Below are 19,092 nucleotides of genomic sequence, written 5' to 3' on the forward strand. Positions count from 1 at the left end.
GGGAGGCCATCCGGCCGCGGTCGGGTCAGATGTTCAGCACGTCAGCACCAGCACGGAGGAATCGTGATCGTCATCGGTGGAGAGGCTCTCGTCGACCTCGTCCCGGACTCCGCAACGGAAGGCGGTGAGCTCGGGCCGCTGCACCCCCGGCTCGGCGGCGGCCCCTACAACGTGGCGATCGCGCTGGGCAGGCTGGACGTGCCAGCCGGTTTCCTCGCGACGCTGTCCACGGACCAGTTCGGCGACAAGCTGCTGGAGCGGATGGTCGAGTCCGGGGTGAGCACCGACCTGGTGAGCCGCAGCTCGGAACCGACGACCCTGGCCGTGGTGGGCCTGAGCGAGGACCGCTCGGCGCGGTACAGCTTCCACACCGAGGGCACCGCCGCCCGCTTCGTCAACGACCCCGGCCCGCTGGGCGAGGACGTCCTCGCGGTCTCGTTCGGCACCCTCGGGATGGTGTTGGAGCCCGGCGCCACGGTCTACGAGACCGTGCTGTTCCGGGAGGCCGAGCGGGGGATGTTCGTGGCCCTGGACCCGAACATCCGCGCGGACCTCATCGCCGATCCGGCCGCCTACCGCAAGCGCTTCGAGAGCTGGCTGCCCGCGGTGGACCTGCTGAAGCTGTCCGTCGAGGACGCGGAGTGGCTGGCCGGGGACGAGGAGCTGGACGTCGTGCTGCGCCGCTGGCAGCAGGCCGGCCCGGCCGGCCTGGTGCTCACCCGGGGTGCGGACGGGCTGGCCGCGCTGATCGGCGACGGCGAGCTGGTCGAGGTGCCGGGGGTTCGGGCCGAGGTCGCCGACACCATCGGCGCCGGGGACACGGTGCACGCCGCGCTGCTGGCCTGGCTGCACGACCACGGCGGGCTGTCCCCGGAGGCCGTGCGCGGGCTGACCAACGAGCAGTGGCGCGAGGCGCTGGACTTCGCGGCCCGCGCGGCCGCGATCACGGTCTCCCGCCCGGGCGCCGAGCCGCCCACGACGGCCGAGATCGGCTGACCACCGCTGCCGTCCCCGGCGCGCTCCCGGCGTTCCGGGCGTCCCGGCACCCGGTTGCGGCAACCGGGTGCCGGGCGCCCGGCGTCCGGGCTGATCGACGATGTGATCGTGGTCCCACCTGCCCAAAAGGGCTAACACGATTGCTGCGCGAGGGGCCTGGAGCGGTCTAGCGTGGCAACGGACAGGACCCCAACGGGGTGGTGCTGCGGCGGTCCGGTGACCCCGGCCGGCGCACGTGCGCGACCGACCCACGCTGCCGGACACCCACCACGGTGTCGGACATGCGCGCAGTCGTCGGCGGAAACGCCGCCCCTTTCACGAGCGCGAGAGGTTCCCGAATGCCCGACGACGCGACCGCCAAACGTACCGTCGCGCTGCGCTACGACGATGGCGAGCACGAAATGCAGGTGACGGAGCCCACCGCGGGCTCCGCCGGTGTGGATCTCGGGAAGCTGCTGGCCCAGACCGGTTTGGTGACGCTGGACCCGGGTTTCGTCAACACCGCCGCCTGCAAGTCCGACATCACCTACATCGACGGTGACGCGGGCATCCTGCGCTACCGCGGCTACCCCATCGAGGAGCTCGCCGCGAAGTCCAACTTCATCGAGGTCAGCTACCTGCTGATCTACGGTGAGCTGCCCACGCAGGCGCAGTACGACGACTTCGCCGACCGGATCCAGCGGCACACCCTGCTGCACGAGGACCTCAAGCAGTTCTTCGACGGGTTCCCCCGGGACGCGCACCCGATGCCGGTGCTCTCGTCGGCGGTCTCCGCCCTGTCGACCTTCTACCAGGACAGCCTGGACCCGTTCGACCAGAACCAGGTCGAGCTCTCCACGGTGCGCCTGCTGGCGAAGCTGCCCACGATCGCGGCCTACGCCTACAAGAAGTCCGTCGGCCAGCCGTTCCTGTACCCGGACAACTCGCTGGGCCTGGTCGAGAACTTCCTGCGGATGACCTTCGGGTTCCCCGCCGAGCCCTACGAGGTCGACCCGGCGCTGACCCGCGCGCTCGACCTGCTGTTCATCCTGCACGCCGACCACGAGCAGAACTGCTCCACCTCCACGGTGCGCATGGTGGGCTCCTCGGAGGCGAACCTGTTCGCCTCGATCTCCGCGGGCATCAACGCCCTGTTCGGCCCGCTGCACGGCGGGGCGAACAGCGCGGTGCTGGAGATGCTGGAGGGCATCCACGCCAACGGCGACGACGTGGACTCCTTCGTCAACCGCGTGAAGAACAAGGAGCCCGGCGTCAAGCTGATGGGCTTCGGGCACCGGGTCTACAAGAACTACGACCCGCGCGCGGCGATCATCAAGAAGACCGCCGACGAGGTGCTGGGCAAGCTCGGCGCGAACGACCCGCTGCTGGAGATCGCGCTCAAGCTGGAGGAGAAGGCGCTGGCCGACGACTACTTCGTCGAGCGCAAGCTCTACCCGAACGTCGACTTCTACACCGGCCTGATCTACAAGGCGATGGGCTTCCCGACGAAGTACTTCACCGTCCTGTTCGCGCTCGGCCGCCTCCCCGGCTGGATCGCGCACTGGCGGGAGATGCTGGAGGACCCGGCCCGCAAGATCAGCCGTCCGCGCCAGGTCTACACCGGTGCGCCGGAGCGCTCGTACCGCTCGATCGGCGAGCGCTGAGCCGAGGTTCTTCGGCGCCGGACCGCGTTCCCCCGGGACGCGGCGTCCGGCGCCGCTGAACCGGGCGGCAGGTCCGCCCACCCCTGGCCCCGGCGGCCGGCGCGAGCCGGTGCCGGGGCCGAGTCGCGTCCGGGCCCGGTTCGGGGCCGGACTTCGTGTCGGGTCGGTGGCCGGGCGCTCGCGGTCCGTAGGGTGGTCCAGCATGTCCGCACCTTCGATCCTGTGGTTCCGGCGAGATCTCCGCTGCGGTGACCACCCCGCCCTCGCGGCGGCTGCGCGCGGAGGGCCGGTGATCGGGCTGTTCGTGCTGGACGACTCGCTGCTGGGCCCGTCCGGCGCCGCGCGCCGCACCTTCCTGTTCCGCTGCCTGCGGGCCCTCGACGAGCAGCTGGGCGGCCGGTTGCTGGTGCTGCGCGGCGAACCCGAGCGGGTGCTGCCGGAGCTCGTCCGGAAGGTCGGTGCCGACGAGGTCCACGTCTCCGCCGACACCGGCCCGTACGGCCGCGCCCGCGACGAGCGGGTCCGCGCGGCGCTCGACGTCGAGCTGGTCGAGACCGGTTCCCCGTACGCGATCACCCCGGGCCGCGTCGTCAAGGGCGACGGCACGCCCTACCGGGTGTTCACCCCGTTCTCCCGCGCCTGGGCTGATCACGGGTACCCGCGCCCGGCCGGGACGAGCGCCGCCGAGGTGGACTGGCTGCTGCCGGACGACGCGGGCGCGGTGCCGATCCCCGAGGACGAGGACCTGGGCGGGTTGGTGCTGCCGCCCGCGGGCGAGGAGGCCGCGCTGCGGCGCTGGGCGGAGTTCCGCGACTCGCTGAACGACTACGACCGGGACCGCGACCGCCCGGACCACGACGGCACCAGCCGGATGTCGCCCTACCTGCGCTGGGGCTGCGCGCACCCCCGCACGCTGCTGGCAGATCTGGCCGGGCGGCGCGGCGACGGGGCGCGCAGCTACCGCAACGAGCTCGTCTTCCGGGAGTTCTACGCCGACGTGCTCTGGAACTGGCCGGAGAGCGCGCGGCGGAACTTCGACACCCGGTTCGACCGGATGCGCCTGGACACCGGCGCCGAAGCCTGGTCGCGGTTCGAGGACTGGTGCGCGGGTCGCACCGGGTTCCCGATCGTCGACGCGGGGATGCGGCAGCTGCTGAGCACCGGCTGGATGCACAACCGGGTGCGGATGGTGGTGGCGAGCTTCCTGGTCAAGGACCTGCACCTGCCGTGGTGGTGGGGCGCGCGGCACTTCATGAGCCACCTCGTCGACGGCGATCTCGCCTCCAACCAGCACGGCTGGCAGTGGGCGGCGGGGACGGGCACCGACGCCGCGCCGTACTTCCGGATCTTCAACCCGATCACCCAGGGCACCCGCTTCGACCCGGACGGCTCCTACGTCCGGACCTACGTCCCGGAGCTGCGGAACCTCGACGCGAAGCACACCCACCAGCCGTGGAAGCTCCCGGACGGGCCGCCGAACGGCTACCCCGGCCCGATCGTGGAGCACTCGGTGGAGCGGCAGGAGTCCCTGGCCCGCTACGGCGAGATCAAGGGATGAACCGCCAGCAGGCGAACGGCCCGCGCGGCTGAGTCGCCGCGGCCGGAGGACGAGCCGCGGGGCCGGGGGCGCTCGGCGGGCGGGATCAGCGGAACGGCCCACGACCGGACGAGGTCGTGGGCCGTTCCGCGCGCCGGTGGTTCAGTCGCCGCGGCGGATCGGGCCGAGGATCTCCCGCTCCTTCGGCGCGGTCACCAGGGTCAGCGGCATCCACAGCGAGTCGCCCAGCGCGATCACGCCGTCGTCCGGGATCTGGGTGAGCTGCTGGATCAGGTTCTGCCGCTGGGGCGCGTCGAAGTACCAGAACCGCGCCGCGAGCTGAGCCTGCTGCGGGGGCAGCCGCTGGAGCAGGATCAGGTCCGCGGTGTTCGTGGCCGTTCCGCTGCCCGCCTGCGGGTGCAGGTACGGCAGCACGTACATCGTGGTCTGCCAGGCGCTGCGCGGCGGGAACATCTCCTGGGGGACCGCCCCGCCGTCGTGCACGATCAGCAGCGGCGAGTCCTCGGTGGCCCGAGGCGTGTCGTACGGCGCGAGCTTGCGGGTCTGCACCACCGGAGCGGGTTGCCCCGCCGGGGTGCGCCCGGCGGCCCGCTCCAGCACCCGCCACGCGGCGGGGCGCCCGGTCACGATGTGCACCCAGGCGCCGGTGGCGATGGCGCGCAGCGCGATCTGCCGCGCCAGGTACAGCCCGCCGACCGTGACCATGCGGGTCGGTTCGGGACGCAGGATCGAGGCGGTCATCGGCGTGTTCGCCTTGCGGTCCGCCCCGATGATCATCCCGCCGCGGTCGCCGGGCGGGCTGACGAGGTCGAGCATCTCCGGGCGCACCTGGAACTCCGGCGCGGTGCCTGCCCCGGTGCCGGGGGTGTCGAGGGTCCGGGTCCGGCTCATGCCGCACCTCCGAGGGGCAGCGTTCCGGTCAGGCCCGCCAGCTGCATCCCGCGCAGCGGGGTCAGGGTCAGGTCGAGCTTGTTGCTGAGCGTCCGCAGCTGCTTGTCGGCGGTGCTCAGCGCCTCCGGGGTGAGCGCGCTGATCCGCACCAGCCCGCGCAGCCCGACCTCACCGTCCTCACCGGACGGAGCGATGGACAGCGCGATGCTGGTGGAGCGACCCCGCACCCCGGTGAGCGCGTTGATGCTGTCGCTCATGTGGTTCGGCCAGCCGGTGATCGCGTAGCTGGAGTGGCTGTAGTTGTCGGCGGTGACCCCGCTCCAGCGCTCCTTCAGCCCGATCGGCCGCTGGGTGCCGAGCGCGTCCTGCAGCTCGGCGGAAGCGATGCCCGCGCCCAGCAGCTCGTCCGGGTCCAGCGCGCGGGTCGCGATGCCCCGGCTTTCGAGGGCGTTGCGCACCCGGGACAGCGCACCGATCAGCGCCCGGTGCGCGCCGATCACGCCACCGCCGCGTTCGCCGACGGCCTTGGCGCAGGTCTGCGGGTCCAGCCGGACGGCGACCCAGGTGGTGCGGCGGGCCGCGGCGGTGGTCTTGCCCATCAGCTCCAGGTAGGAGTTCAGCGCGGGGGAGTCGGGCATCAGCGCGGCGCTGCCCGGGTAGCAGTGCCAGATGACCTGGATCGCGTCGAGCACGACCCCGCGGTCCTCCAGGCAGGTGGTGAGCACGCCCAGCGGCAGGTTCGGCGCGCTGTCCGCCGGGTTGATCAGCGACGGCGTCGGGTCGACCATGAGCACCGCGGTCCACTTCCCGTTGTGCCAGGCCAATCCGACGGGGTTGCGGTCGTGGTCCTGGCCGCGCGCGACGACGAGGTCCTCGACCAGGATCCGCAGCAGCGCGACCCGGTGGTTCTCGTCGGGGCCGATGATGCCGTCACCGTTCTTGTCCACGGCGAGCTCCCCGGCGTCGGTGTTCGGCGGCACCGAGCGGCGGACGTGCGAGCGGGTCCGGTAGTCCACGACGAGCCCGAACCACTGGGTGAACCAGCGGCCGCGCCTGCGGAGCAGCGCGATGATCAGCGCGAACGCGGCGATCCCGGCGGCCACCGGCCACAGCATCTCGTTGAGCAGCACGAGGACCAGGCCGATCGCCAGCCCCACCTCGATCACGACGATGTTGGCCACCGGCATCGGCCCCAGGCTCGCTCCGAGGGTGCGCCGCCGCGCTCGGATGCGCGTGCGGGCACCGCTGGTACCGGAGGCGTTCGGTTGGGCCGGATGTTGCGTGCTGACGGACATCCGTTCGGTCTCTTCCCCTCGCAGGCAGTGCGCACGCGGCAGGTGCGCAAACCAGGTCGTTCGGCAGCCGATCTCAGAGAATGCGGAAGGGTTCCGTCGAACCGGACCCGTGCGACGCGCCTCTGCGGCTATCCTGCGGAACCGTACCTCGGACGGGAGAGCTGTAGGCGAAGAATGGCATCAACACCCACAACGAAGTCACAGGTTCAGGCGTACCAGTTCGTCCTTCGCCGCATGGAATCGGCACTGGTGCGCAAAGACGCGGTGATGCTGCACGACCCGATGGGGTCGCACAAGCGCGCCACCGTCACCGGCGCCATCCTCGCTTGCATCGGACTGATCGGTTTTCTGGTCTGGGGACTGTTCGGGGGCAAGGGTTCCGTGCCGGAGCCCGGGTCCATCGTCGTCGGCAAGGAGAGCGGAAGCGTCTACGTCGTCACGGCCGACGACGCGGCGCAGAAGCGGCTCATCCCGATGCTGAACATGGCCTCGGCGAAGCTGCTCGTGATGGCGCAGACCCAGGGCGGTGCGGGCGGCCAGGCGGTGCCGACGACGACGGTGAAGGAGTCGGCGCTCGCGGAGTACCCGCGCGGCCCGCGCACCGGGATGGTCAACGCGCCCAACTACCTGCCGGATCCCACCAACATCGCCGAGCCCGCGTGGGCGATCTGCGACGTCGGCCAGGTGCGGGACAACCTCGACGTCGCGCGGGCCGAGCGCGCGACCGAGGTGGAGACCACCGTCATCGGCGGCGACCCGAACCACGGCGTCGAGCTGCGGCCGGACCAGTCGCTGTTCGTCCAGGACCAGAGCTCCGGCCAGGAGTACCTCATCTACCGGGTGGAGGACTCCGACCGCCCGCACACCAAGGCGGTCAAGGCCAGGGTGGACCGTTCCGAGCAGGCCGTGATGGACATCTACCGGCTGAGCGGGCAGACGCCCCGCACGATCAGCACCAACATGCTGAACTCGGTGCCGGACGCGCCGCCGCTGACCATTCCGGACGCCCCCGCCGGCTCGGTCGACTACATGCTGAACCCGTACGAATCCGGGGACGTGGTCCGCCAGACCGTCGCGGGTCAGCCGGACCAGTTCTACGCGCTGCTGCCCGAGGGCAAGCAGCGGATCAGCCAGGGCGCGGCCGCCGTGCTGCACGCCAGCAAGCGCGGCAGCCAGGAGATCCCGAACTCCACCGGGACCATCACCCGCGCGCCGGACGCCGAGAACCAGCACCTCGACCTGGACTCGTTCCCGCTCGCGGTGCCGGAGCCGGTGTCCTTCCGGGAATCCGCGACGTCCTGCGTGAGCTGGCGCAACATCAGCGGCGAGCACCACGTCACCGTCACCGTCAACCGGGAGAGCCCGGCGAAGGTGGCTCCGGTGAAGCTGGCGCAGCACGACGGCACCGGCCCGAAGGTGGACTACTTCTACATGCCCGCCGGCAAGGCCGCGGTGGTGCGCGGGGTGTCCAACGAGGCCGGCGCGGACTCGGGGCCGATCTACCTGGTCTCGGACCAGGGCGTGATCTACGGGATCAAGGACGCCGCGACCGCGCAGGGGCTCGGCGTGATCAACAATCCGCTGGGGATCAAGGCCGGTCCTTCGGGGATCATGCGCTCGTTGCCGAAGGGCGACCTGCTGGATCCGGCGCAGGCGAGCTACGTCTACGACTCCGTCCCGGTGCCGCCGGGCGGGGTGAACCGGCCGCCGCCGAACCCGCAGGCCCAGCAGCAGTCGGGGAGTTCCGCTTCCGACGGCTGATCGGGGAACCGACGAGGTCGCACGACCGTCCCAGGGACGGTGCATCCGCCCGCCGATCCACCGGATCGGCGGGCGGATCGCTTTCCGGGCGGAGGACGTGCTGGGCGACTGGGGAGGTGCCGGATGTCGGGGATCCGGGTGGAGGTGGACCGGCTGGCGGTGAGCGCGGAGGCGCTGCGCGCGGCCGGTGCGGAGTTCGAGGCCGCCGGGCGCGCGATGGCCGACGTGCCCGCCGGCCCCGCGTGGGCCGAGGGGGCGCTGGAGCCCTGCGAGCGGCTGGCGGCGGTGCTGGGCGAGCGGATCTTCGGCACCGCGCACGCCGTGCTCGGTTCCGGTGCCGAGCTCGCGGCCGTGGTCGAGCGGCACGCCGCCGAGGACGAGCGCCACGCCGCGGACCTGGCGCGCGGGGAGGGCTCGTGATGGCGGACTCCGAGGACCTGCTCCAGTCCAACGACCTGCGCAGCATCCGCGCGGAGGTGGCGGCGGAGGCGGCCGGGGCGGCGCCCGTCGAGGTGGCCGGTCCGGCAGCGGCGCCGCCGGAACCGCCCGAGGCGCCGCCGCTGATCGCCGGTCAGGACGTGGCCGTGCAGCTGGACTTCCTGCGCGAGGCGGTCGAGGTCCTGGAGGTGCCCGACCCGATCGGTCCCGCGTTCGCCCTGGCCGCCGACGACGGGCGCGAGGTGGCCGGCGCGGCGGCGTCCTGGCGCGCGATCGCCGAGGCCCTGCGCCCCGCCGCGTCCGTCGTGGAGTCCGAGGCCGCGGCGGTCGAATCGGCCTGGGACGGCCGGGACTCGGACGCCTTCGCCGATCGGTTGCGCGAGGTCGGTGCGCGCGGCGCGGAACTCGCCGCGGCGGTCGCGGACCTGGCGGAGTCGCTGGAGGCGGCGGCGGGGGAGCTGCGCGGGCTGGCCCGCGAGATGCGCGAGCTGATCGCGGGCGTCGCCGAGCCGGTGTGCGCGGCCCTGCAACGCTCCGAACCGGACCTGGCGGCGGCCCGCGAGCACCTGATGCGCGCCCGCCGTCCGGCGGCGGGACTGGCGGAGTCCGCCGAGGAGGTGCTGGCGGGAGTGGCCCGGCGCTGCGCCGACCTGGAGCAGCGGCTGCCCCCGGCGCCCGCCGCGATCCCGGCCCCGGCGAGCGGCACTCCGCTGCGGACCGAGCTGGTGGCCGGGGGACCGGCCCAGGTCACCACCGCGCAGGCCGAGCAGGAACCGGACTCCGAGGAGAGCTCCGCGACCTCGACCGGAGCGGCGGTGGTGGGCGGCGGCATGGCCGGTGGGATGCTGCCGATGGCGGGCATGGCCGCGATGGGCCGCGCCGGAGGTTCCGCCCGAGACCGCCGCAAGAAGCCCCGCGCGGGCGCCAGCACCGACGACCTCTTCGGCGCCCCGGCTCCTGCCGTCGATCCCGTTCTCGGTGACGCGGGGAAGAAGTCCGAGGGCTCCGGGAAGCCCGGTGAGGCGAAGGATCAGCGCTCGTAGTGCGAAGAACCTCGCTCACCGGGCGGTGGGCGAGGTCCGACGGCGGTCGAGGTCAGCGGAGTTCGTCCCGCTTGATCGCCGCGACGAAGGCGGTGATGGTGCGGTGGCTCAGCGCCAACGACGGTCCGTGCGGGTCCTTGCTGTCGCGGATGCCGAGCCAGGAACGATCCCGCGCTCCGAGCTCGACGCAGTTGTTCAGCCCGCCACTGCTACGACTGCTCCTGCGCCAGCTGACACGGTCCGCGTCCGGTGTCGTCATGTCGCTTCCCCACTCGGCAGTTCACTGATCGCCCTATCGAGCAGTCCCAGTGTCTCACGCTGACCGAGCGCAGCGATCTGAAGCCTTTCGGCGACAAGCTCGTACACCTTCACGTGTTGGGGCCCGTCCAGGCAGTCGGCCCGCGTCAGATCTTCCAGGTAGGCGTAGGTGAACGCGGCGTCCTCCAGCTGCATCCGGAGCAAGGAGAACGACGTGCCGAGCGCGGCGTGTTCGCCCGACCGGAACGGCAGGATCTGCAGTGTCACGTGCGGCAGAATCGCGACGTCGCGCAGCTGAGTCAGCTGATCGCGAAGCACGACGGGTCCGCCGATCTCCCGCCGCAGCGCTGCTTCTCCGAGGATGATGCTGATCTGGGGCGGGTTCGGCCTGTTGATGACCTGCTGTCGTCGCAACCGCGCCTTGACCGTTTGCTCGATGTCCGCGGTGGCGACCACCACCGAGGTGGAGACCACGGCTCGGGCGTACTCCTCGGTTTGAACGAGTCCCGGAACGAGCTCCGCGTCCCACATCGTCAACGCATCGGCGTCGTACTCCAGACCGAGGTACTGCCTCGTCCAGTCGGGAACTTTGCCGAAGCTCCCGCGCTTGCGCGCCTGGTGGGCGAGATCGTGAACGCGATCGACATCTGCGCTGGCGAGGTCGAACAAGCTCAGGAGCTCGTTGATCTCCGCCGTCTGCAAGGTGGCTTGGCCTTGCTCGATCCGGCTGATCTTGCTCCCGGTCCATCCGGTCCGCTTGCCGAGCTCTTCCCGGGTCACGCCTGCGGCGTCGCGGAGCTGTCGGAGTTCCCGGCCTAGAAGCAGGCGGCAGACCGCCGGGCTCGGTGCGTTCATGGGTGCCAATCTTGCCCCCTTCGACTGGGACGGTCCCATCACTTGATCGAGTTATTGCAACCTGAAATTCAAGTTGAAATGCTTTGAGCAAGTCGGGTTGAGTTGATCGGCAAGTAGTACCAGATCCGTACGTGCCGCCCTGATCAGGGAGTTCTCATGTCAGCGCAAGAGCGGGCGCTCGCCCCGCGAGGAACATCCACCGGCACCGCAGCGGGCCGCGCTCCCGTCCCCGTCCGATACCGGGCGGGGGTGGTGGGGGAGGCGTCGCGGGTGGTGCACCAGGCGGTCCGCGCGGAGCCGGTCTTCCAGGCGAGGTGCGGAAGAGCGCTGCCGGTGGAGCTCGTGGAGGTGGAGGCGCGCGGAGCGCCGTGCGCGCGGTGCGTGGCGCTGGCGTCGCTGAACCTCCCGGCCGCCGATCGGCCCGTGGTGGAGCTGGGATGAGCCCCGACGCGCTGGTGTGGGCGGCGACGGCCGGTGGGCGGTGGCGGGTGGACCGGCGCTGGCACCTGGTGCGGCGAGCCGCCGGGGGCGCGCTGCCGTCCCGCTGCGGGATCTACGTCTACGGCCCGCTGCACGTCCGCCGGAACGCCTCGGCACCGGCCGAGGCCCGCTTCGACGGGCTGTGCGAGACCTGCGCGGCGGCAGCCGGGATCGAGCGGCCCGGCTCCGCGCTCTCGCTGCGCGAACTGGTCGGTGCGCGACAGGCGTTGCTGGCGCAGGGGTCCGGCGCGCGGTCACCTCGATGGCCCGCGGCCGACCCGGACGACGGGTGGGCGCGGCACCGCGCCCGCGCCGCGTGAGGAAGCCCGGCCAGCCGAACGACTTCCCGACTCGGTCCGCCCTCCCGAACCCCGACCGGGAGCGGATCGACGCTCGGCCGGGCGCGGCTCCCCCTCCCCCGCCGCGCCCGGCCGGGCACCCGGCCGACCGAGGTGGCCCGACCGCGGCAGTCAGGTGCTGCCCCCGACGAAGCGGAGCCCGGTGGGCCGTGGCTCCACCGGGCTCCGCGTTCGCGTCGGTCAGTCCTCGTGGTTCCCCGCTCGGCGGGAGCGGACCGTGCGGACGGCGTTGATCAGGAAGGCGGTGAACAGCACCGCGCAGATCCCGCCGATGGCACCGCCGAACGCGATGGTCAGCGCGGGCCAGTCGGTCTGCGGGATCACGTCCGCGCTCAGCCGCGCGGGCTTGGCGGGGGCCGGCTGCTTGCCGTGCTCGGCGGGCACGATGTCGCTCAGCGCCGCCATCGGGTCGATCATGCCGTGGCCGACGATGTCGTTGCGGCCGCCGGGACCGCCGGGGCTCAGCGAGGTGTTCTTGATCCGGTCCATGACCTCGTCGGCGCTGAGGTCCGGGTACTTCTGCTTGATCAGCGCGGCTAAGCCGGAGACGTAGGGGGCGGCGAAGCTGGTGCCCTGGATCGGGCCCGGCTCGCCCTGCGGGCCCGAGGCGATCTGGTTGACCACGCCGGTGCCGCCGACTCCCGGATCCACCGAGGTCAGGTTCTCGCCGGGCGCGGCCACGTCCACCCACGGGCCGGGGACGGTGAACTCCGAGGGATTGCCCTGCTCGCCGATCGAGGCCACCGTGAGCACGTCGTCGTCGAACCACGCGGGCAGCACGGCCGTCGTCGGGCTGCCGACCGGGTTCTTCTGGCAGCTGTCCTGGGTGTTGCCCGCCGCCGCGACGACGACCACGCCCGCCTCGCGGGCGTTGCGCACCGCGTTCTGCAGCGCGCGGTTGTACGGGTCCGCCGGGTTCGCCGCGGCCGCGATCGGCTGGCACGACGACTGCGAGATGTTGATGACCGTGGCGCCGTTGTCGACCGCGTACTGCACGGCCTGCGCCATCGTCTGCGTGTCGCCGATCGTCCGCCCGGACTGCTCGTCCTCCCACAGCGACGAGGACTGCCGGATGGACATCAGCGAGCTGCCCGGGGCGATCCCGACGAAACCGGTGTCCGGGCTGGGCTGCGCGGCGATGATCCCGGCGACGATCGTGCCGTGGCCGTCGCAGTCCCTGTCCGCGCCGCCGTCCGGCACGCTCGACCCGCCGCCCGCGTTCACCGCGGGCAGCCGGGGCTGACCGCCGTTGACGCCGGTGTCGATCACCGCGATGGTCTGCCCGGCCCCGGTGAGCGCCTGGCCGGTCTCGGGGACCGTCTGCCCGTGCGCGCGCTCGAAGCCCAGCGCGAGCTGGGACCAGGGCTTCTCCTCGACGATCGCCGAACCCCGCGCGCCCTGCATGCAGCCCTGCTTCTGCGCGTAGGGCTTCGGGCTCAGCGGCACTCCGGGCACGCCGATCGGCACGAACTCCGGCGGTCCGAGGGTCTGCGCCGCGGCGGGCAGCGAGGGTCCGCTGAGGACGGCGGCACCGGCGGCGGCGCCGAGCACGAGCAGCCGGGCGGGAAAGCGGAAGCGCATCGGGATAGCCCTCAGAACGAGATGTTCAGATCGCGGATGGTCATGTAGAGGTCCATCACGCCCAGCGCCAGCGGCAGCACCAGGGCGATCAGCACCGCCTCCAGGATGTCCACCATGCGGCGCTGCACCGGGGAGAACCGGCGGTTCGGGAACACCACGCCGAACACCAGCGCGGCCACGCCCAGCACCAGCATCGGCGGGAACACCCACGCCACCGCCAGCGGCGTCAGCGCGGTCTGCACCAGCAGCCCGGCGGCCACGCCGACCGCCGCCAGCAAGCCGTTGAGCAGCAGCGCGACGGCCTGGCTGCCGTTGGCGTAGTTGCGCCCGCGCAGCAGCAGCACCGCCGAGACGACGAACGCGAACAGCGCGCCCCAGACCCCGCCGCCGGGCAGCGTGATCGCCAGGATCGCGCCGAGCGCGGCCGTCAGCCCGCAGCCGATGATGAGGCCCGTCATGTACTGGTGCGCCAGGCCGGTGCGGCGCTCGATCATCCGGTAGTCCGGGAAGCCCTCGTCCTCCTTGAGGTCGTCGGCGTTGCCCGGCACGTGCGGCAGCGGCAGCTTGGCCAGCTGGATCGTCAGCCGCGGCAGCAGCGAGATCCCGGCGAGCCCGACCGCGCCCGCGCCCGCCGCGACCCCGGCCGCGCTCGCCCCGCTGGGCAGCAGCAGGGTGGCGATGAACGCCAGCACCGCGAAGGCGGACATCGTGGCCGCCGCGATGAAGGTGACCACCCCGGTCCCGATCACCATGAGCGAGATCGAGGCGAAGATCAGCACCAGCGCGGACGCCAGCAGCAGCCCGGGGCGCAGGTCGTCGCTCGGCACCGCGTTCAACCCCGCCACGAACGCCATCGGCAGCCCGCCCGCCCCGGCGATCACGGTCCCGGTGGTGGCGGCGCCGTGGGCGCGGGTGACCACCGAGCCGATGCCGGTCGCGAACACGGCGACCACGAGCGCGATCGCGGCGGTCACGATCTGGTAGGGGAGAGTGCCGAACTGGCCGGCCAGGCCCAGCGAGGTCGCGGCCGCCGTCAGCCCGAGGACGCCCGCGGTGTGCCCGATCTTCGCCGCCGTCTCCTTAGTCCACGGCCGGTAGCTGCCCGGCTCCGCTTCGGCGAGCGCGTCGACCACGTCGTCGTACAGCGGCGGCGGCGGGTTGTCCGAGCGGCGGCGCAGCTGGAGCAGGTCACCGTCCACGATGCCCAGGGAGGCGAGCGTCTGGCTGTTGTCCAGCGGCTCGTCGCCGAGCTTGGCCAGGCACCAGCCGCCGTGCCGCGAACCGCCGTCGCTGCTGCCCTCCCGGGCCATGTCCAGCAGCATCGGCAGCAAGTCCGCCACCGCGACGTCGGCGGGCAGCGCCAGGTCGATGCGAGTGTTCGGCGCCACCACTGTCACGCGGCTGAACACCGTGGTCCCGGTTGCCACTGAGGCCCCCTACTTCCTGAGTCCGTGCACTTGGGTCCTTCTGCGCCTCGATCCGGACGACGCGGGTTTTCTCGCCGAAAGCGGCCCGCCCGGCCGGAGAGCGCCCCTAGTATGGCCGCACCGGCCGCGCAGGGGTGAAGGGTTTGGCCGAACTCGTGCCAACGGCTTCGCATCCGGTCGATCACGGGTGGGCCGGAAGGTTCGGGCCCTGCTGACGGCGGTCAGCGGACGGTACAGAATGCCGCCTGCGGGAGTGGGGCATCGCGATTCCGACCCCAGCCGCTCCACATTGCTACGACAGGAAAGGTTGCTGCCTCCGGTGAGCACGCTGCCGTTCAAGCGATTGCCGCGCATGGCCGCTCCGAGGCCTCCTGGTGGGGAGGTGCACCTCGAACCGCCACCCGAGATCCCGCGGGTGATCCCGGGCAACGTCGTTCAGAAGGTGTTGCCGGGCGTCATGATCGTCGCATCCCTCGGGATGATGGTCTTCATGCTTCAGCGGGCGAGGGACAACCCGATGATGATGATGATGCCGATGATGATGCTGGTCTCGACCTTCGGGATGATGGCCGGCGGCGGCAAGGACGGCGGCCAGAAGAAGGCCGAGATGAACGAGGACCGCAAGGACTACCTGCGCTACCTCGGCCAGATGCGCGACCGGGCCCGCGAGGCCGCCGACGAGCAGCGCCTCGCGCGGGAGTGGGTGCACCCCGACCCGCAGACGCTGTGGTCGGTCGCGGCCAACGGCACTCGGCGCATGTGGGAGCGGCGCCAGAACGACAACGACTTCTGCCAGGTCCGCGTCGGCCGCGGCTCGCAGCGGCTGGAGACCCGGCTGGTCCCGCCGCAGACCGGTCCCGTCGACGAGCTGGAGCCGATCACCACCCTGGCGCTGCGCCGCTTCGTGCGCGCCCACTCGCTGGTGTCGGAGCTGCCGATCGCGACCTCGCTGCGCGGCTTCGCCGTGGTCGGCCTGCAGGGGGACCGCGCGCTCACCCGCGGACTCGCGCGGGCGATGCTGGCCCAGCTGGCGACCTTCCACTCCCCGAACGACGTGCTCATCGCCGTCGCCTCCAGCGGTCGCTCCCGGGTGGAGTGGGACTGGGTGAAGTGGCTGCCGCACGCGCAGCACCCGACCGAGACCGACGGCATCGGCCCGATGCGGCTGATGTCCGGTTCGCTGTGGGGTCTGGAGGAGATGCTCGACGAGCAGCTCGCCGACCGGCCCCGCTTCCAGCGCAACGCGCCCCCGCCGGAGGGCCAGCCGCACATCGTGATCGTGCTGGACGACGCCGAGATCAGCCGCGAGGAGCAGCTGATCGTGGAGAACGGCCTCGCGGGCGTGACGATCATCGACCTGTCCGACGTGCTCGGGAAGCTGGCCGAGCGCCGGGGGATGCGCATCGCGGTCGAGGCCGACCGCATCGGCGCGCGCGGCCAGAACAGCGTGGAGTGGTTCGGCGAACCGGACTGGCTGAGCAAGGAGGAGGCCACCTCGCTGGCCCGCCTGCTGGCCCCGTACCGCCTCGCGGCGGGTCCGGCCGCCGTCGAGGACAGCGGCGGGTTCGAGCCGCTGACCACGCAGCTCAACTACATCGAGCAGCTCGGCCTCGCCGGCGACCCCGTCACCTTCGACCTCAACGAGGCCTGGCGGCCCCGGTCCCGCGACGACCTGTACCGCGTCGCGATCGGCCCCGGCGAGCAGGGCGAGATCGTCCACCTGGACATCAAGGAGACCGCCTCGGCGGGCATGGGCCCGCACGGCCTGTGCATCGGCGCGACCGGTTCCGGCAAGTCCGAGTTCCTGCGCACCATCGTGCTCGGCCTGATGGCCACGCACTCCTCCTCGATGCTCAACTTCGTGCTCGTCGACTTCAAGGGCGGCGCGACGTTCAACGGTTTCGAGACCGCGCCGCACGTCTCGGCGAGCATCTCGAACCTCGGTGACGACTCCACCCTGGTCGACCGGATGCAGGACGCGCTGGCGGGGGAGACCAACCGCCGCCAGGAGGTGCTGGACAAGGCGAAGGCCAAGAACGTCTGGGACTACCGCAAGCTGCACGAGGCCGGGGACGCCAACGCGCAGGAGCCGCTGCCCGCGCTGTTCGTGGTCATCGACGAGTTCGGCGAGCTGCTGCAGGAGAAGCCCGAGTTCGCCGACCTCTTCGGCAAGATCGGCCGCGTCGGCCGGTCGTTGCAGGTGCACCTGCTGCTCGCCTCGCAGCGGCTGGAGGAGGGCAAGCTGCGCGGCCTGGACGCGCACCTGTCCTACCGGATCGGCCTGAAGACCTTCAACGCCGCCGAGTCCCGCGCGGCCATCGGCATCCCGGACGCCTCCGACCTGCCGTCCAGCGGCGGTCACGGCTACCTCAAGCACCCGGAGGGCATGGAGCGCTTCCGCGCCTCCTACGTCTCCGGGTACCTGCACCAGACCAGCGGGCGGCGCCCGATGGGCCAGGCCGCCTCGCCGGTGACCGGGGAGCGGCGCCCGCGCTTCTTCATCCCGGACCACGTGGAGAAGCCCCCGGAGCCCGAGGTCCCGGTGGTCGAGGAGGAACCGGTGCCGGAGCGGGAGGTCACCGCTCCCACCGACTTCCAGCTGGTGATCCAGAAGGTCGAGGGCGCCGGGCCGCCCGCGCACTCCGTGTGGCTGCCGCCGCTGGACGCGCCGTCCACCCTGGACACCCTGCTGCCGCCGCTGCAGGCCACCGACGACCGCGGCTACAGCGCGGTCGGGTTCGCGGGCAGCGGGCGGCTGGAGGTCCCGATCGGCCTCATCGACGTGCCGTACCACCAGCGGCAGGACTCGCTGCTGCTGCGCTTCGCGAACGGCTCCGAGGGCAACGGCGCCGTGGTCGGCGGGCCGCAGTCCGGCAAGTCGAACCTGCTGCGGACGCTGATCTCCTCGATGGCGCTCACGCACACCCCGCAGGAGGTGCAGTTCTACTGCATCGACCTCGGTGGTGGCTCGCTCGGCGCGCTGCGGAACCTGCCGCACGTCGGTGCCTACGGCAACCGCCGCGACCTGGACACGGTGCGCCGGACGGTCGCCGAGATCAAGGCGCTGCTGGCCGCGCGCGAAGGCCGGTTCCAGGAGGCGGGCATCGACTCGATGGCCGACTTCCGCAACCGCAAGCGGCGCGGGGAGATCAGCAACGACCCGTACGGGGACGTCTTCCTCGTCATCGACGGCTGGGAGGCGTTCCGCGCCGAACCCGAGCTGGAGACGCTGGAGCCGGAGATCAACAACCTGGTCCAGCAGGGCCTGACCTACGGCGTCCACGTGTTCCTCGCCGCGAACCGGTGGGCGGGGATCCGTCCGCAGCTCAAGGACGCCCTGGGCACCCGCATGGAGCTGCGGCTCGGCGACCCCGGCGAGTCCGAGTTCGACCGCAAGATCGCCAAGATCGTCCCGGCGGGCCGGCCGGGCCGAGGGCTGCACTCGACGCGGCTGCACTTCCTCATCGGACTGCCCCGGGTGGACAGCGAGAAGCTGGACGAGCGGGTCAAGGCCGAGCAGGCGCGGGCGAAGGCCGTGGCCGACCACGCCGCGGCCAACAACCAGTCCGAACCGCCCGAGGCGACCCCGCGGCCGAAGTGGGAGCTCTACAACGAGGACCTCGCCGAGGGCGTCGGCGACCTGGTCAACCGGATCAAGAGCTCCTGGAAGGGCAGGCCGGCGCCCCAGGTCCGGCTGCTCCCGGACCTGCTGCCGTTCGAGCAGCTGCCGCAGCCGCAGCAGCAGCCCCACCCGAAGCTGGTGCCGATCGGCATCAACGAGGACGGGCTCAACCCGGTCTACCTCGACTTCAAGGCGGAACCGCACTTCTACGCCTTCGGCGAGCGCGAAGCCGGCAAGACCGCGCTGCTGCGCACGATCGTCAAGGGCATCACCAGCCGGTACACCCGCGAGGAAGCGCTGATCCTCATGGTCGACGTGCGGCGCACCATGCTCGGCGTCGTGCCCGACACGCACCTGATGGAGTACTCGGTCAGCGTCGACCAGCTCAAGAGCAACGTGCGCGACGTGTGCGCGGCGCTCAAGAAGCGGTTGCCGACCCCGGACGTGACGCAGGAGCAGCTGCGCAACCGCTCCTGGTGGAAGGGCGCGGAGCTGTTCGTCGTGGTCGACGACTACGAGCTCATCTCGCCGCAGGGCAGCAACCCGCTCGCCCCGCTCGCCGAGTTCGTGGCGCAGGCCTCCGACGTCGGCCTGCACATGGTGATCGCCCGGAACTCGGGCAACGCCAGCCGCGCGCTCTACGAGCCGATCATCGGCAAGATGCGGGAGGTCTCGGCGCCCGGTCTCGCGATGAGCGCGAACAAGGACGACGGCCAGCTCGTCGGCAACGTCAAGTCGCGGCCGCTGCCCCCGGGCCGGGGGACGCTGGTCAGCCGTGCCCTCCGCGGCGGGCCGCAGCTGGTGCAGACGGCGTACCTGCCGCCGGAGTGATCGACGGCATTCGCTGAGGACCTCCCGCACCCGCGTGGTGCGGGAGGTTTTCGT

At 72.0% G+C, this 19,092-nt stretch carries 15 protein-coding genes; 9 read left to right on the forward strand and 6 right to left on the reverse strand.

All coding sequences use genetic code 11. The features are described 5' to 3' along the window. Positions 1-63 precede the first annotated feature (63 nt). From ACL03H_RS05405 to ACL03H_RS05415, 3 genes are all read left to right on the forward strand, one after another. Entirely contained in the window at positions 64-996 is a 933-nt protein-coding gene (locus ACL03H_RS05405) for a carbohydrate kinase family protein (protein ID WP_412809962.1), read from the forward strand. 338 nt (positions 997-1,334) lie between these two features. Then, a complete protein-coding gene (locus ACL03H_RS05410; RefSeq protein ID WP_412809963.1) occupies positions 1,335-2,639 on the forward strand; it encodes a citrate synthase in 1,305 nt (434 codons plus the stop codon). Positions 2,640-2,841: 202 nt separating this feature from the next. Next, on the forward strand, positions 2,842-4,197 hold the full coding sequence (locus tag ACL03H_RS05415; protein WP_412809964.1) for a cryptochrome/photolyase family protein: 1,356 nt from the start codon (positions 2,842-2,844) through the stop codon (positions 4,195-4,197). Positions 4,198-4,338: 141 nt separating this feature from the next. Here the strand turns inward: ACL03H_RS05415 and ACL03H_RS05420 are convergent, their stop codons facing one another. Continuing rightward, the gene (locus tag ACL03H_RS05420; RefSeq protein WP_412809965.1) at positions 4,339-5,088 is read right to left on the reverse strand and encodes a hypothetical protein; all 750 of its coding nucleotides are present in this window, start codon (positions 5,086-5,088) and stop codon (positions 4,339-4,341) included. Continuing rightward, positions 5,085-6,275 carry a type VII secretion protein EccE gene (gene eccE, locus ACL03H_RS05425; RefSeq protein WP_412809966.1) on the reverse strand — a complete coding sequence of 397 codons (1,191 nt, stop codon included), beginning with the start codon at positions 6,273-6,275 and terminating at the stop codon, positions 5,085-5,087. Before eccE ends, ACL03H_RS05420 begins: the two co-directional genes overlap by 4 nt. Before the next feature lie 282 nt (positions 6,276-6,557). Between eccE and eccB the strand changes: the two genes are divergently transcribed. From eccB to ACL03H_RS05440, 3 genes are all read left to right on the forward strand, one after another. Continuing rightward, positions 6,558-8,144: a type VII secretion protein EccB gene (gene eccB, locus ACL03H_RS05430; RefSeq protein WP_412809967.1), complete on the forward strand. Its 1,587-nt coding sequence runs from the start codon at positions 6,558-6,560 to the stop codon at positions 8,142-8,144. Between the two features lie 123 nt (positions 8,145-8,267). Then, positions 8,268-8,564, forward strand: coding sequence for a hypothetical protein (locus ACL03H_RS05435; RefSeq protein ID WP_412809968.1), 297 nt, complete (start codon positions 8,268-8,270; stop codon positions 8,562-8,564). Continuing rightward, on the forward strand, positions 8,564-9,625 hold the full coding sequence (locus ACL03H_RS05440; RefSeq protein WP_412809969.1) for a WXG100 family type VII secretion target: 1,062 nt from the start codon (positions 8,564-8,566) through the stop codon (positions 9,623-9,625). Before ACL03H_RS05435 ends, ACL03H_RS05440 begins: the two co-directional genes overlap by 1 nt. Before the next feature lie 52 nt (positions 9,626-9,677). Here ACL03H_RS05440 and ACL03H_RS05445 read toward each other — a convergent pair whose 3' ends face one another. Beyond that, on the reverse strand, positions 9,678-9,884 hold the full coding sequence (locus tag ACL03H_RS05445) for a DUF397 domain-containing protein (RefSeq protein WP_412809970.1): 207 nt from the start codon (positions 9,882-9,884) through the stop codon (positions 9,678-9,680). After that, positions 9,881-10,738, reverse strand: coding sequence for a helix-turn-helix domain-containing protein (locus ACL03H_RS05450; protein WP_412809971.1), 858 nt, complete (start codon positions 10,736-10,738; stop codon positions 9,881-9,883). The genes ACL03H_RS05445 and ACL03H_RS05450 overlap by 4 nt, the downstream gene beginning before the upstream one ends. A gap of 156 nt (positions 10,739-10,894) precedes the next feature. Between ACL03H_RS05450 and ACL03H_RS05455 the strand changes: the two genes are divergently transcribed. Together ACL03H_RS05455 and ACL03H_RS05460 are read left to right on the forward strand one after the other, a co-directional pair. Next, positions 10,895-11,179, forward strand: a complete 285-nt coding sequence (locus ACL03H_RS05455) for a hypothetical protein (RefSeq protein WP_412809972.1) — start codon at positions 10,895-10,897, stop codon at positions 11,177-11,179. Then, positions 11,176-11,538: a hypothetical protein gene (locus tag ACL03H_RS05460; RefSeq protein WP_412809973.1), complete on the forward strand. Its 363-nt coding sequence runs from the start codon at positions 11,176-11,178 to the stop codon at positions 11,536-11,538. The genes ACL03H_RS05455 and ACL03H_RS05460 overlap by 4 nt, the downstream gene beginning before the upstream one ends. A gap of 219 nt (positions 11,539-11,757) precedes the next feature. Here the strand turns inward: ACL03H_RS05460 and mycP are convergent, their stop codons facing one another. Together mycP and eccD are read right to left on the reverse strand one after the other, a co-directional pair. Then, positions 11,758-13,158 (reverse strand): type VII secretion-associated serine protease mycosin, encoded by a 1,401-nt coding sequence (mycP, locus tag ACL03H_RS05465; protein WP_412809974.1) that lies wholly within the window; start codon positions 13,156-13,158, stop codon positions 11,758-11,760. An 11-nt stretch (positions 13,159-13,169) separates the two neighbouring features. Beyond that, positions 13,170-14,585, reverse strand: a complete 1,416-nt coding sequence (gene eccD / locus ACL03H_RS05470; RefSeq protein ID WP_412809975.1) for a type VII secretion integral membrane protein EccD — start codon at positions 14,583-14,585, stop codon at positions 13,170-13,172. Positions 14,586-14,904: 319 nt separating this feature from the next. On the opposite strand from eccD, the gene eccCa reads away from it, so the two are divergent. Beyond that, on the forward strand, positions 14,905-19,038 hold the full coding sequence (gene eccCa, locus ACL03H_RS05475; RefSeq protein WP_412809976.1) for a type VII secretion protein EccCa: 4,134 nt from the start codon (positions 14,905-14,907) through the stop codon (positions 19,036-19,038). The last annotated feature ends 54 nt before the right edge of the window (positions 19,039-19,092 follow it).

It is taken from the genome of Saccharopolyspora antibiotica (genome assembly GCF_047200635.1).
Classification (GTDB): domain Bacteria; phylum Actinomycetota; class Actinomycetes; order Mycobacteriales; family Pseudonocardiaceae; genus Saccharopolyspora_C.

Coding starts and splice junctions, on each gene's coding strand:
- ACL03H_RS05410 (WP_412809963.1), top strand. CDS start 1,335: ATGCCCGACGACGCGACCGCCAAACGTACCGTCGCGCTGCGCTACGAC.
- ACL03H_RS05415 (WP_412809964.1), top strand. CDS start 2,842: ATGTCCGCACCTTCGATCCTGTGGTTCCGGCGAGATCTCCGCTGCGGT.
- ACL03H_RS05420 (WP_412809965.1), bottom strand. CDS start 5,088: ATGAGCCGGACCCGGACCCTCGACACCCCCGGCACCGGGGCAGGCACC.
- eccE (WP_412809966.1), bottom strand. CDS start 6,275: ATGCCGGTGGCCAACATCGTCGTGATCGAGGTGGGGCTGGCGATCGGC.
- eccB (WP_412809967.1), top strand. CDS start 6,558: ATGGCATCAACACCCACAACGAAGTCACAGGTTCAGGCGTACCAGTTC.
- ACL03H_RS05435 (WP_412809968.1), top strand. CDS start 8,268: ATGTCGGGGATCCGGGTGGAGGTGGACCGGCTGGCGGTGAGCGCGGAG.
- ACL03H_RS05440 (WP_412809969.1), top strand. CDS start 8,564: ATGGCGGACTCCGAGGACCTGCTCCAGTCCAACGACCTGCGCAGCATC.
- ACL03H_RS05445 (WP_412809970.1), bottom strand. CDS start 9,884: ATGACGACACCGGACGCGGACCGTGTCAGCTGGCGCAGGAGCAGTCGT.
- ACL03H_RS05450 (WP_412809971.1), bottom strand. CDS start 10,738: ATGAACGCACCGAGCCCGGCGGTCTGCCGCCTGCTTCTAGGCCGGGAA.
- ACL03H_RS05455 (WP_412809972.1), top strand. CDS start 10,895: ATGTCAGCGCAAGAGCGGGCGCTCGCCCCGCGAGGAACATCCACCGGC.
- ACL03H_RS05460 (WP_412809973.1), top strand. CDS start 11,176: ATGAGCCCCGACGCGCTGGTGTGGGCGGCGACGGCCGGTGGGCGGTGG.
- mycP (WP_412809974.1), bottom strand. CDS start 13,158: ATGCGCTTCCGCTTTCCCGCCCGGCTGCTCGTGCTCGGCGCCGCCGCC.